Below are 12,724 nucleotides of genomic sequence, written 5' to 3'. Positions count from 1 at the left end.
AAAGGGTTTTATGGCTACCAAAAGAATGTTACAAATGGCAGAGCAAATTCGTGAACACATTGCTTTAATGCTTGTGCGCGGCGAAATTGCCGATCCTCGGGTTCGTGGAGTGACTCTCAATTCCGTTAAGATGTCTCCCGATTTGCAAGTTGCAAAGGTTTATTTTTCAGTTCTTGGCGAGAAATCGAAGCGCCAAGAAGCTGAAAAGGGCTTAAAACAAGCGGCTGGTTTTATAAGGCGTGAGCTTGGTAAAAACTTGCTGGTGCGTTATACGCCCGCGGTGGTGTTTCACTATGATGACAGTATAGAATATTCTGTTAAAATGGGCGCACTTATTTCTAAAGTGAGCGATGAGCTTCGTGAAGATGAAAAAAATCGGGATAAATCCCCTGAAAATAATCAAACCGAAGATAAATAACTTAATCACAAATAAGTAATAAATAATATGAAACAAAATATGGAAAAGCCTTCTACAGATTTTACAAAAAATCTGTGTGGGCTTGTTTTAATTGATAAAGGCGCAGGAATTTCCAGTCATAAAGTTGTTTCTGCTATGAGAAAAATACTAAATATTGATAAAGTAGGGCATTTGGGGACACTGGATCCTTTTGCAACAGGATTGCTTCCTATTTTAGTAGGTGGTGCCACCCGACTTTCCGATGAAATTATGGATGGTAAAAAGCAATATTTATTTACGATTTCATTAGGGAAAGAAACCGATACCCTTGATAATTATGGCAGGGTCATTGACGAAGTGGCTGTGCCTGAAAACTATCCAGAAAAAATAAAAACCGTTTTACATAATTTTATTGGTGATATTGAGCAGGTCCCTCCTGTTTATAGTGCGCTTAAAATGAATGGCAAACCATTGTATGAATACATGCGTGCCACGGGCAAATTACCCGACTCTATCGAAACAAAAAAAAGGCAAGTACATATTGAAAGTTTAGAAATTGTTGGTTGTGATGAAGCCGATAAATCTATTACCTTACGTGTTCTTTGCGGTAAAGGAACCTATGTACGCTCATTGGCGAGAGATATTTCTAAAGCCATTAACACAGTAGGGCATTGTATTCAATTAAGAAGAGAATATGTTGAGCCTTGGTCTGTTGAAAATGCATTATTTTTCTCATTAGAAAAGATTTTCGACTCACAAGAAGTGATTCAAGTTATGATTACACCTGAGCAAATGTTGCCTCATGTACCAAAAATCATTTTAAATTCCGAATTTTTAAAGTCCTTATCTTCTGGAAATGTTATGTATGTACCAGAAGGTATTTTGGAAAGTACAATTGAATTAAATTCGTTAAAAAATAATACCATTAAAAATATTTTTGTGAGTATTGATAATACACCGCTCATGTTTTTTTCTGAAATTGAATATATCGAAGAAAAAAAGTCATTTAAAATCATGCCTAAGAAAAAAATTATCTAAATATATAATTTGAAAATTTATTTATTATTTTTTAAATAAAAAAATAAATATGAAAATATTTAAACTGATGAGTCATTTATTTTATGAATAATAAAGTAACAATTATTTATTAATACCTTTATCATTGTTGATTTTGATGTTGAAATAATATATATTAAAGACAGAATATCTGTATATTTTAACAACAAAATAGATTATATTATGGAGCTAATATGAAAGAGATAATGAATTATATTAAAAGCTACGATCAAAAGTATAAAGAACTTCCTTTGATCACGTTTCTTAATGATGCAAGCATAGACCCCCACAAAAGAATATCAATTGCGCCCTATTTAGCGCACTTTGCAATGAGTTTTTCTGATATTAATAGATATGTTTATAGAGACTTAAAAAATGTAGATTTATTTCAAGAAATGATCAATGAGCATACATTTGAAGATGATCGGCATGCAGATTGGTTTTTGAAAGACTTTGTTAAATTGGGAATGGATAAACAAATTTATTTTTCAGAAGCGTTAAAGTTTTTATGGAGTAAAGATTCTCTTGCTGCAAGATGCTCCGTATACGATCTTTCTGCTACTGTACGTTATGCAAATTCATTTGAAAAATTTGTTGTGCTTGAAGCTCAGGAAACAAATGGAAATATTCTTTTTACAGCTTTAACTAAAGTTGCTGAAGAACTAACCATATTAACTGGAAAGAAATATATTTATTTTGGAAAACATCATCTTAATGCAGAGTCTGGTCATATTAATGTCTTAAACGAAGAAAAATATCGGAGTTTTTTAGATTCTTATTCGGTAACGATGGAGCAAAGGGAGCAAGCATATCATCTTATAGATAGAGTTTATAACATTTTTAAAAATTTATGGGATGATTTATATATAAATTCAGGCTCTACTCTATCAGATAAAAAATTATTTTAAAATTAAATTTTCTAAATATAAAATACAAATTATTTTCAAAAAATAGAACCCCATAATCAAACTAAATAAACATTCGTAATTTTTGACATTTTAATAAAATTTTATTAATCAATAATTAAATGTTTTATAGGAAAGGATTCCGATGAGTATTACAAGACGTGATTTTTTAAATGGAGTTTCAATTGGTATTGTTGCAGGATTAACACCTATTGAATTTTTAAATGCTTCTTCCTCTTCGACTTATTATCCCCCTTCATTAACAGGAATTCGTGGAAATCATCCTGGTTCATTTGAAAAGGCCCATCAATTAGGTCGTGAAGGTCGTACTTTTCCTATTGATGATTTATCTATTGAAGAAAAATATGATCTTGTCGTTGTTGGTGCGGGTATAAGTGGGCTCGCTGCGGCAAGATTTTATCAAAAAAAATATGGGAAAAAATCAAAGATATTAATTTTGGATAATCATGATGACTTTGGTGGTCATGCAAAAAGGAATGAATTTACTATTAACGGGAAACAGATTATAGCTTATGGTGGAACAGAGTCTCTGCAATCTCCCAAAAGCTTATATAGTGAAAATGCTCTCGGTTTACTGAAAGATATTTCTGTAGATATTGATGAATTGGGGCGTTGTTTTAATAGGAGTTTTTATCCAAAATTAGGATTAAGTCGCGGTGTTTTTTTTGACAAGGAAACATTTGGCCAAGATAAAATGGTTGCAGGAGATCCAGGAAGAACTGTTGCAGATGACATAGCGCCAAAAGAATTAAACGGAAAATCGATTCATGATTTTATAAATGATTTTCCTTTGTCAGCAAAGGATAAAGAAGATCTTATTACATTGCATGAAAAAAAGATTAATTATTTGCCTGGAATGAATGAAACTCAATGTGTAGAATATTTATCTAAAACGAGTTATCGCAACTATCTTTTAAAAAATGTGAAATTAAGTGAAAAAGCTGTTCTCTATTTTCAAGCAAGAAGTAATGATTTTTTTGCATATGGTTTAGAAAGTGTTCCGGCTTTAGACGCACGTATTTTAGCACTACCAGGTTTTGATGGTTTGCCTATTCCTCCACTTTCTCCTGAGGAAGCGGCAGAGTTAAATGATCCTTATATTTATCATTTTCCAGATGGAAATGCTTCTTTAGCAAGACTTTTAGTACGAAAAATGATTCCTCAGGTGGCACCCGGAAAAACGATGAAGGATATTGTTCTTGCTAAATTTGATTATTCAAAGCTTGATATTCCTGGAAATAATGTACGTTTAAGGCTGAATAGCACTGTTGTCACTGTGAAAGATCCTCATGGGGATGTGCAAATAGGTTACATGGATAAAAATGGAAAACTTCATCGTATACAAGCGAATCATTCCATTATGGCTGGGTATAATATGATGATACCTCATATTGTAAAAGAAATGCCACAAGATCAAAAAGCAGCATTAGCAAAAAATGTGAAATTAAGTACCATTTATAGCAAAGTTATCATTAGAAATTGGCAGGCTTTTGCAAAATTGGGTGTTCATGAAATTTATACTCCAAAAATGCCTTATACCAGGGTAAAATTAGACTATCCTGTAAATATAGGAGGATATAGTCATTCGCAAAATCCTAATGAACCTATTTGCTTGCATATGGTGAGTGTTCCTATTTCCAGTGATACCACTCAAGATTTACGTACAAAAGCACGCGTGGCAAGGTATAAACTTTTAACAACTCCCTTTGATGAGTTAGAAAAAGATATTCGAAATCAGTTGCAAAGAATGTTTGGTTCCGTAGGATTTAATCATAAAAAAGATATTTTAGGAATTACAATAAATAGATGGGCTCACGGTTATTCTTATTTTGAAAATTCATTATATGATGATGAAAATGAAGCAGAAAAAACAATTGAAACAGCGCGCATGCCTTTAGGTAACGTAACAATAGCAAATTCAGATTCTGGCTGGGAAGCTTTATCGCATACCGCTATAGATATGGCTTATAGAGCTGTGTCAGAATTGACTAAAAAAGCTTAATTCCACTAAAATTCAGATATAGAGGATTGTCCTGAGTTAAATATATGTACTAAAGGATTTCCTTTGTAGTATAAGTTACAATTTCCATAAGCAGCTCCAGACAATGAATCACGAGCATTTAAATGCACTAGTGAAGTGTGATTGCAGGAAATGCTTATGGATTTAGCTTCCAATTCTACAGCATTGAGTTTGGCGGCACCAAAGGCAACTACCTTAAAATTATCGATAGCTCCTGTTAAAACAGATTCGCTTGAATCTGCACCTTCAAATATAAAGTTATTTCCTTTTAAATTGAGCACACTTGCTTTTACAGAATCTCGAATATAAAGTGAATTTAATACATGTGTATTTATGACGATACTTGCGCGGCATTGATTTGAAAATCCTTCATCCATATGAATAAATAATTTACCAAATGTATTTACTTCTGTGATGATTCGTGGCAAAAAGTCGCCTTTACTTTTTAATTCTATGTTTTGGCTTTTGCCAACATAAATTTCAACATCAAAGTTATTTGCGACGGCAATAGAAGAAAAATACCGAACTACCCGGTTTTGATAAAACGTACTCATTATAACATCCTTTTTACTTTTTAAATAAGTTATTTATAAGCCAAAGATTTTTAGGATGATTAATAACAAAAACAAAAAACGTGCAGTCTGCCCTTTTAAGGTAACAAAAAGGCTTCTGAAGTCAAGAGTGGCTCTCATTTTTCTTAAAGTCTTTGCATTTTAGCATTGACTAGAAGCTATTCATTTGCTACTAGATGCCATCTTCAGGTGCCGCGTACGCCGGCAAGAAGTTTTTCACGCAAGTCATAACAAGCGTAAGCTATTATTAACTCTGAGGTTTTTATGAGAGAAAACATTCATCCTAAGTTTGGTCCATGCGAAGTACATTGCGCTTGCGGTAATACTTTTGAAACACGCAGCACAAAAAATGTACTAAAAATAGAAACTTGCAGCGTTTGCCACCCTTTCTGGACAGGTAAACACAAAGTTCTCGATACAGCAGGTCGTATTGAGCGCTTCAACCGTAAATATGCTGCAAAAGCTGTGCAAACAAGTAAGTAATAACAATTACTTGAAAAATAAAAAGGGAGCATATCCATTCTTGGAGGCTCCCTTTTTGCATATTAAGATAGATTTAAACTTTCATGACTTTTTTCATATTCTCGCTCAAAATGGAATGATATCTTATGATGACACAACTTGCTAAAATTGAACGCAGATTTCTTGAATTAGAAAGCTTGCTTTCGCGTCCCGAAGTCATTTCTAATAACAATGAGTTTCGTAAATTTAGTAAAGAACGCGCTGACTTAGAAGAAACTGTGAGGCTTTATCGTGAATTTAAAAAAATTGAAGAAGATAGCAAATCTACGGAAGAGCTTTTAGAAGAAAGCACAGGGGAAATGAAAGACCTCGCTTTTGATGAGCTTAAAAGCTTAAAAAAGCGTCATGAAGAACTTGAAAAAGAACTGGCTATTCATTTGCTTCCGAAAGATCCCAATGACAGCAAGAACGTCTTTTTAGAAATTCGCGCAGGTGCGGGCGGTGATGAAGCCAGTTTGTTTGCAGGACAGTTATTTCGTGCTTATTCTCGATATGTTGAGCGAAAAAAATGGAAAATGGAAATCATGTCTCTCAATGAAAATGAGCTTGGTGGAACAAAAGAAGTCATTGCTTTAATTGAGGGAGAAGGTGTTTACAGCATTCTGAAATATGAAAGTGGAGTTCATCGTGTACAGCGCGTTCCGCAGACGGAAGCTCAGGGGCGCGTCCATACATCCACTATTACAGTCGCTATTTTACCCGAAGCCGATGATGTGGAAGTTTCAATTAATGAAAATGATCTTCGTATTGACACTTACCGCGCAGGAGGGGCTGGGGGGCAGCATGTCAATAGAACGGATTCTGCTGTGCGTATTACGCATATTCCCAGTGGTATTGTAGTAGCATGCCAAGATGAGCGCTCTCAAATTAAAAACCGCTCTAAAGCTATGAAAATTTTACAGGCAAAGTTATTGGAAGCTGTTGAAATTGAGAAAGAAAAAGCATTCTCAGAAGAGAGAAAATCTCAAGTCGGTCGCGGTGACAGAAGTGAGCGTATCCGAACTTACAATTTCCCTCAATCACGTGTGACAGATCATCGTATTAACCACACGATTCACTCTATTGACGCTTTCATGGAAGGCGAAATTCAGGAGATGCTTAATTTATTACGCCAGCACTATCAGGCAGAAGAACTTAAGTTACAAGCTGAAGGCAAATAAAAAATGCAATTAAATGGGCACGATAAAAAAGAAATGTTGTGGACAATCCGCGAAATTATCAATTGGACCGCAAAAAGATTTGCTGAAAGTGGTATTGAAACGGCGCGATTGGATGCTCAACTTCTTTTAGGGCGTGTTCTCAATTTAACTAAAATTCAGCTTTACATGGAAATGGATAAGCCTCTTACAAATGAAGAGCGTACACGCTTTAGAGAATTGATTAAAAGGCGTTTAGCGGGAGAGCCGGTTGCTTATCTTTTGAATGAAAAATATTGGCACAATTTAAAACTTTATGTTGATAATCGTGTTTTAATTCCCCGTCCTGAGACGGAATCTATGCTAGATTTTGTTTTGCAATGGTGTAAATCACAAAATAAAATTCCTGAAATTGTTTTTGATTTTTGCACGGGTTCAGGTTGTCTTGCTATCGCATTAGCAAAAAAGTTTCCTAATGCAAAAATTATTGCTATAGATATTTCTCATGATGCTCTCGAAGTTGCCCAAAAAAATGCGGTATTAAATGACGTTGGAAATATTATTTGGGAACAAGCTGACGTTACAAATTCGGAATTATATAAAATCTTATCTTTAGAATACAATGTAGCAGATATTATTGTTGCTAATCCTCCTTATGTAACAGAGAAGGAATGGAATGAACTCGATTTAACGGTTAAAGATTTTGAACCTAAATTAGCTTTGGTTTCAGAAGATGAAGGATTAAAGATTGGAAAATGTATTTTTGATAATATATCCGAGTTTAAATTATTAAAACAAAGTTCGATTTTTGCAATGGAACTTGCGGAAAAACAACCCCAAAAAATATGTTCCGATATAAATAAAACGATTCAACTAAATCATCCTATGTGGAATATTCCAATCAATGAATATTTTTCTTTGTGTGATTATGAAGGAAAAGATCGGTTTTTAGTTAGAGTCTAGATTTAAATATTTCATTTAGAACTTGCAAAAATTCTAGAATTATACTATGTTCCTCATGAATAATGAAATTCTAAAAAAATAATTTTTAAAATTTAAAAATAAAAAAGAGGTATATATGTATTTAAATATATATAAAATTATATTCATAAATATTTATGTTTTTTTATTTAATCAAGCGGCATTTTCTTCTGATCGTTTTAATTCCTATCAAGATAAAATAAAAACTCAATACGCTTATATTGTAAATAGTGGCAATAATACAATAAGCAGATGTGTATTAAAAATAGATGGTGGGTTTGAAAAATGCATACCAAATGCAGTTTTATTTAATGTGCCTATTGACATTAATGTCCAAGAAAATTTAATTGCCTATGTTACGACTAAAAATAATGGTATTAAAGCTTGTCCCTTAAATTCTTCAGATTTAATAACAAACTGCTATAAAATTTCACTATATAATGATGTTTTTAAAATTACTTTTTATAAGGGATTTGTTTATTTAGCAAGAATGGATGCAAACGTAGTTACTTCTTGCTTTGTAAATGCAAATGGTCATTTTGAAAACTGTAAAGATATTATAAATGTTTTATCTCCGACAAGTATTCAATTTTTTAATGGTCACGCCTATGTTATGAGTAATTCAAATTTGTTAAAAATATATCAAACTCATATTGATGGGACAATAACTTATAAAGAAGAAATTCAATTTATTGGCTCTCATATTCATAATTTTCTATATATTAATAACGGTTTTTTATATTTATCTGATGATAAACGAGTGTATTTTTGTTCTCTTCATTCAGAAATAATGCCCAAGAATTGTAAATCTACTGGCTATGATAATAATTTAGTTTGGACTATGTCAATACATAATCGAACAGCTTATATGGCAAATGTTAAAAGTAATGATATATCTATTTGTGATATTAAAAGAGATGGTTCTTTTTATAATTGTGAAAAATCTCCTCAATGGTTTTATATGCCAAGAGAAATAATTTTTTACACATTTGAAAATGAATAAATAAAGAGTGGAAAATATTAATACTTTATTAGTTATATAATAATTCCGCCGTTTGGATGTAAAACTTGACCTGTCATATAAGAGGAGTCTTCAGAAGCTAAAAAAACAAAAGAAGGCGCAATTTCACAGGGCTGCCCTACTCTTTGTAAAAGAGTATCTTTGCCAAAATGTTTAAGGCGTTCTTCATCAAATGAAGAAGGAATAAGTGGAGTCCAAATGGGCCCAGGAGCAACTGCATTGACTCGAATTTCTTTTTTTGAAAGTTTTTTTGCTAAAGATTTTGTTAATGAAACGACGGCTCCTTTTGTGGCAGAATAATCTAGAAGATCTTCACTTCCTTTGTAAGCTACAACTGAAGCACAATTAATAATACTGCTTCCTGCTTTCATATACTTTAAAACGGATTGAGTCATAAAAAAATAAGAAAATATATTTGTTCGGAAAGTTTTCTCAATTTCTTCGAATGTGATTTCTTCTAATTCTTTGCGAACGTGCTGTTCTGCGCAATTATTGATAAGAATATCAATTTGTCCAAACTGTTTAATTACTTGTTCAACGGCTTCATAGCAAAATGTTGGATTACCACAATCTCCATCCAGAATAATGCATTTCCTACCAATTTCTTCAATTCTTTTTTTTGTAAATAAAGCATCATTATGCTCATTTAAATAAAGTAAAGCGAGATCCGCGCCTTCTTTTGCAAATGAAATTGCAGTTGCGCGACCAATTCCACTATCTCCTCCTGTTATAATTGCAATTTTATTTTCTAGTCGTTTTGCGCTAAATTTATCACTTCTTTCAAATTGGGGGGAAGGATTCATTTCTGTCTCTTTTCCTGGTTGTTCACTCTGAATTTGAGGAGGAGTAGAGATTAAATTACAATTTTTTTTTTTTGTATTTTAGATATATCGGCATCATTGTTTGGAATAGCAGGATCATCTCCAGGTGTTGTTGGATTTTCTTTCGGAATCGTGGGAACTTCCCCTGGTATTGTTGGATCTTCTTTTGGAATAGGCTCCTCTTCTGGAAAAATGGGATCAACATCTGGAATAATTTGTGGTTTAGGTGGTAAGTTATTTCGTGAATCTTGAATTATAAAGTATCTCATTAAATTCAAATTTGAATAATTGATTTTATTTATCATTTTTTTTATTTCCTTAAATTTTGTATTAGAATTTTTTTAATAAATAAGAAAAATAAAGTTTTAGAATTAAAAAATATATCCTAAATTGAACCCAATCATTTGTATATTCTTTGTTAAACCATAATCTGCAATAATCGAAAATCCATTTTCCATCTCATATCCAAGTCGTACTTCACCTCCCATTCCTAAATTATTTTTTTTAGAATCTCCGGCAGAATTTTTTATCCACTCTTCACCAACTAGAAATCGAGCTCCCGATAGAAAACCCTTTGCGCTTAATCCTAAACCAAAAAATCCATAGGCATTTGTAACGTTAGGGACTTTATTATTTTCAATTTTTCCTAAAGATGTCATGATTTTTCCACCAAGCTCTGGTCTAAAAGTGCTTTCTCGATTAGTCCACGCAGCTTCTGCGCCAACAGATAAATAGTGCGAGTCATCATTATTAAGAATAGAATCATACCCAAATCGGGGAGCAATTCGAAAATGAGGTTTATTTATTTTTTTGAGCTTATCTTTTTCTTTCATATCAGATAAATGTTTTTCTTCGTGAATTTTTTCCCTGCTTTGAAGTTCTAATACCTCGCCTTCAGACGCTGCGAGTAATGCTTCTATATTTTGTAATTCCCATTCTAATTCATCTATTTTTTTAGACAGTATGCTATTTTGAGCTTCTGTTTTTTCATTTGCCATAATAAATGAAACATGTACTTTTTCTCCAATTTGTGCTTGTGATCCAGCATTAATTTTTTTTATTCTTGTGTTTGGAAAAATCTTATTAACAAAAAGAGATGCTGTATCAACTCGTTCTTCTGCTAATTGTTTATTTCTATTTTTTGTTCCGCTAGCAGATGTTCCACCAATTGCAATAATTGCTTCTACACCTCTTTCTTGCAGCTCATTTATGCAAAATTCAAAATCATTTTTATTTTTAATTTTTACTGACGAATTGGTAACGAACTCTAGTATACATTGTTTTTCTTCACTAGCGTAAGAATTCCAATTTAATAGCAAAATAATAGATGAAAATGGGTACAAATTCTTAAATATTTTATTTATCATTTTTTTACTCCTCTGTATTAAAAGATATTAAAAATTTTCATTATCAAAATGTTTTTATTGATATTTATAAATAATTATTTATTATAGTTTAATTTAAAAATTTTAAATGATAAAATTATCGGATATGAAATATTTATTGAAAATCGAATTGATTAAGAAGAAAAAATTTCTTAATCATACATCCGTTATTTTTATTTTAATTATTTTTCTAAAAATGTAAAGAAAAATAATTAAAATTAACCGACACTAATTTAAATGTTAATAATATAATTAAACATCTCTATTTTATTTAAGCTGTTTTTTATTTTCTTAATTCAGAATTTTTTTATTGTTTCTATTACATTTTCTATAATTTTTTTTATTTATAATTATAAATACTTGCATTAATTTATATATGAATATTTATTAAGAAACTTATTTTTATTAATTTTCCAACATAAAGATAGCTTGATTTTAAAATTTAGTAATTTCATACTCCAACTTGAGAGGTTTTTACTCTCACTCTTTTTAAAATCTATTAGATTAGATATTTTATTTTTCTAGATTCATATTTTACGCAATGCGTTAAAAAAATTAAATATATTTTAATAATAAAAATAAAAATTAATTTTTTTAATTTTAAAAGAAAGGTTTATTATGAATAATAATAAAAAAATTTCGATTATGTTAATGTTAATAAGCAATTTTATAGCAGGAAGTGCCAGTGCACATAACATTCAAGTTGGAGAATATCATCATAATACAGCAGAAATAGACTTAAGCACAGGTTTTTTTAATAAAAAAAAACTAGATATTGAAATTCGAATCCCCGCTCAAGATGCCTATGGCTTTGAAGGAAAAAGTACTAATTTGGAACAGGAAGAAAAAGTGAATGCTATTATAGATAATCTTAAGCAAAATATTTCTGAAGTTATTGCATTACCATCTGATGCAAACTGTAAATATGAAGTTAATAATATTAATAAATTCGATATAAGTTCGGAAAAATATGAGGAGGCTCATAAGGGAGAAAAAACAAATGTTAAAACTACGTATTGGAATCTGACTCTAGATGCAAGCGCTTATTGTAATAGAAGCTTATATAACGAAAAAGTGATAATCGATCTTTCCAAGCATTTTAAGAATATAAATAAAATAATTATTTCATTAAATACATCAAAAAATAGAAAATTTACCTTAAATAAAATATCAGGAGAATTTTATTTGTAATAATTTTTAATTCATCATTTTATTAAAAATAAATATTTATTATTAAGGGGAAAAAATGACATTAAATTTTTATAGCTTTAATTACATCATTATGATTTTTGTTATTTTCTTTTTTCAGAATGTTGAAGCAGTAGAATCACTAGAAGATTACTCTGTTGCAGCGCCTTATTTTAAGAAAAATTCGAATAATAATTTATACGTTATTAATAATCGAAATTCTAATTTTTATATCAGTCCTAGAATAGGTGTTGATGCCATAACAAAAAAATCGGGTGGATACTTTTTATCAATGGGTGCAGAAGCAGTTTGGATTCCTCTGACTGCATACGATGGAATTTTTACGACAGAAGTTGGTGCTAAATTTATTTCATCAGTAGATAAGGTTAGTCAATCTAGTATTAATAAAGTGCGAAGTTTCTATGGATTCTTAGGAGTTGGTACTTCGGTAAAGAAAAATATTGTGACAGGAATTCGACTTTTAATAGGGAATGAATGGATTGAATTAGAAAGTTCAGATTCGTCTGCGCAAAATCAACTAGGAATGGGAGGAGAAGTTAAAATAGGATATGAGTGGGAAAATAAATATTCCCTTTTCGCAAGTTATGGGCTAACCCAAAATATCCAAATGACCGGTATAAATTTTGCTATTATGCTTTAAAAAAAATTTAAAAACAATTTTAATATTTTATTCTGAAA

Annotated in this window: 14 protein-coding genes; 10 read left to right on the top strand and 4 right to left on the bottom strand. The window is 31.1% G+C overall.

Going from position 1 to position 12,724, the window contains the following annotated elements; genetic code table 11:
- The first annotated feature begins 10 nt into the window (after positions 1–10).
- The 4 genes from rbfA (at position 11) to AXG55_RS13090 (ending at position 4,381) form a co-directional block, all read left to right on the top strand.
- On the top strand, positions 11–418 hold the full coding sequence (gene rbfA, locus AXG55_RS13105; protein WP_148698554.1) for a 30S ribosome-binding factor RbfA: 408 nt from the start codon (positions 11–13) through the stop codon (positions 416–418).
- A gap of 39 nt (positions 419–457) precedes the next feature.
- Positions 458–1,435, top strand: a complete 978-nt coding sequence (gene truB, locus AXG55_RS13100) for a tRNA pseudouridine(55) synthase TruB (RefSeq protein ID WP_233231222.1) — start codon at positions 458–460, stop codon at positions 1,433–1,435.
- Positions 1,436–1,647: 212 nt separating this feature from the next.
- Positions 1,648–2,361: a hypothetical protein gene (locus AXG55_RS13095; protein ID WP_148698552.1), complete on the top strand. Its 714-nt coding sequence runs from the start codon at positions 1,648–1,650 to the stop codon at positions 2,359–2,361.
- A gap of 142 nt (positions 2,362–2,503) precedes the next feature.
- Positions 2,504–4,381, top strand: a complete 1,878-nt coding sequence (locus AXG55_RS13090; protein WP_148698551.1) for an NAD(P)-binding protein — start codon at positions 2,504–2,506, stop codon at positions 4,379–4,381.
- Between the two features lie 5 nt (positions 4,382–4,386).
- Here the strand turns inward: AXG55_RS13090 and AXG55_RS13085 are convergent, their stop codons facing one another.
- Positions 4,387–4,953: a GIN domain-containing protein gene (locus AXG55_RS13085; RefSeq protein WP_148698550.1), complete on the bottom strand. Its 567-nt coding sequence runs from the start codon at positions 4,951–4,953 to the stop codon at positions 4,387–4,389.
- A 282-nt stretch (positions 4,954–5,235) separates the two neighbouring features.
- Between AXG55_RS13085 and rpmE the strand changes: the two genes are divergently transcribed.
- The 4 genes from rpmE to AXG55_RS13065 all read left to right on the top strand — a co-directional run bounded on the left by rpmE (position 5,236) and on the right by AXG55_RS13065 (position 8,613).
- Complete coding sequence (gene rpmE / locus AXG55_RS13080) at positions 5,236–5,454, top strand: 50S ribosomal protein L31 (protein ID WP_148698549.1); 219 nt, start codon at positions 5,236–5,238, stop codon at positions 5,452–5,454.
- Between the two features lie 125 nt (positions 5,455–5,579).
- A complete protein-coding gene (gene prfA, locus AXG55_RS13075; RefSeq protein ID WP_148698548.1) occupies positions 5,580–6,653 on the top strand; it encodes a peptide chain release factor 1 in 1,074 nt (357 codons plus the stop codon).
- A gap of 3 nt (positions 6,654–6,656) precedes the next feature.
- A complete protein-coding gene (prmC, locus tag AXG55_RS13070; RefSeq protein WP_148698547.1) occupies positions 6,657–7,592 on the top strand; it encodes a peptide chain release factor N(5)-glutamine methyltransferase in 936 nt (311 codons plus the stop codon).
- Between the two features lie 115 nt (positions 7,593–7,707).
- Positions 7,708–8,613, top strand: a complete 906-nt coding sequence (locus AXG55_RS13065) for a hypothetical protein (protein WP_148698546.1) — start codon at positions 7,708–7,710, stop codon at positions 8,611–8,613.
- A gap of 32 nt (positions 8,614–8,645) precedes the next feature.
- Here the strand turns inward: AXG55_RS13065 and AXG55_RS13060 are convergent, their stop codons facing one another.
- From AXG55_RS13060 to AXG55_RS13050, 3 genes are all read right to left on the bottom strand, one after another.
- A complete protein-coding gene (locus AXG55_RS13060; RefSeq protein WP_148698545.1) occupies positions 8,646–9,434 on the bottom strand; it encodes an SDR family oxidoreductase in 789 nt (262 codons plus the stop codon).
- 50 nt (positions 9,435–9,484) lie between these two features.
- Complete coding sequence (locus tag AXG55_RS13055; protein ID WP_148698544.1) at positions 9,485–9,757, bottom strand: hypothetical protein; 273 nt, start codon at positions 9,755–9,757, stop codon at positions 9,485–9,487.
- A 66-nt stretch (positions 9,758–9,823) separates the two neighbouring features.
- Positions 9,824–10,819, bottom strand: coding sequence for a hypothetical protein (locus AXG55_RS13050; protein WP_148698543.1), 996 nt, complete (start codon positions 10,817–10,819; stop codon positions 9,824–9,826).
- 636 nt (positions 10,820–11,455) lie between these two features.
- On the opposite strand from AXG55_RS13050, the gene AXG55_RS13045 reads away from it, so the two are divergent.
- Both AXG55_RS13045 and AXG55_RS13040 read left to right on the top strand, forming a co-directional pair.
- The gene (locus AXG55_RS13045) at positions 11,456–12,028 is read left to right on the top strand and encodes a ZrgA family zinc uptake protein (RefSeq protein ID WP_148698542.1); all 573 of its coding nucleotides are present in this window, start codon (positions 11,456–11,458) and stop codon (positions 12,026–12,028) included.
- A 55-nt stretch (positions 12,029–12,083) separates the two neighbouring features.
- Positions 12,084–12,686, top strand: a complete 603-nt coding sequence (locus AXG55_RS13040; RefSeq protein WP_148698541.1) for a hypothetical protein — start codon at positions 12,084–12,086, stop codon at positions 12,684–12,686.
- The last annotated feature ends 38 nt before the right edge of the window (positions 12,687–12,724 follow it).

Origin of the sequence: Silvanigrella aquatica (assembly GCF_001907975.1) — a bacterium.
GTDB classification, from domain to species: domain Bacteria; phylum Bdellovibrionota_B; class Oligoflexia; order Silvanigrellales; family Silvanigrellaceae; genus Silvanigrella; species Silvanigrella aquatica.
The sequence above is the reverse complement of the archived record's forward strand: the minus strand, read 5'-3'. Positions and strand labels throughout refer to the sequence as shown.

Bases quoted from the DNA above. Each gene is read 5' to 3' on its own strand.
- AXG55_RS13055 (WP_148698544.1), bottom strand. From the start codon at position 9,757: ATGATAAATAAAATCAATTATTCAAATTTGAATTTAATGAGATACTTT.
- AXG55_RS13060 (WP_148698545.1), bottom strand. From the start codon at position 9,434: ATGAATCCTTCCCCCCAATTTGAAAGAAGTGATAAATTTAGCGCAAAA.
- prfA (WP_148698548.1), top strand. From the start codon at position 5,580: ATGATGACACAACTTGCTAAAATTGAACGCAGATTTCTTGAATTAGAA.
- prmC (WP_148698547.1), top strand. From the start codon at position 6,657: ATGCAATTAAATGGGCACGATAAAAAAGAAATGTTGTGGACAATCCGC.
- rpmE (WP_148698549.1), top strand. From the start codon at position 5,236: ATGAGAGAAAACATTCATCCTAAGTTTGGTCCATGCGAAGTACATTGC.
- rbfA (WP_148698554.1), top strand. From the start codon at position 11: ATGGCTACCAAAAGAATGTTACAAATGGCAGAGCAAATTCGTGAACAC.
- AXG55_RS13040 (WP_148698541.1), top strand. From the start codon at position 12,084: ATGACATTAAATTTTTATAGCTTTAATTACATCATTATGATTTTTGTT.
- AXG55_RS13050 (WP_148698543.1), bottom strand. From the start codon at position 10,819: ATGATAAATAAAATATTTAAGAATTTGTACCCATTTTCATCTATTATT.
- AXG55_RS13095 (WP_148698552.1), top strand. From the start codon at position 1,648: ATGAAAGAGATAATGAATTATATTAAAAGCTACGATCAAAAGTATAAA.
- AXG55_RS13065 (WP_148698546.1), top strand. From the start codon at position 7,708: ATGTATTTAAATATATATAAAATTATATTCATAAATATTTATGTTTTT.
- AXG55_RS13085 (WP_148698550.1), bottom strand. From the start codon at position 4,953: ATGAGTACGTTTTATCAAAACCGGGTAGTTCGGTATTTTTCTTCTATT.
- truB (WP_233231222.1), top strand. From the start codon at position 458: ATGGAAAAGCCTTCTACAGATTTTACAAAAAATCTGTGTGGGCTTGTT.
- AXG55_RS13090 (WP_148698551.1), top strand. From the start codon at position 2,504: ATGAGTATTACAAGACGTGATTTTTTAAATGGAGTTTCAATTGGTATT.
- AXG55_RS13045 (WP_148698542.1), top strand. From the start codon at position 11,456: ATGAATAATAATAAAAAAATTTCGATTATGTTAATGTTAATAAGCAAT.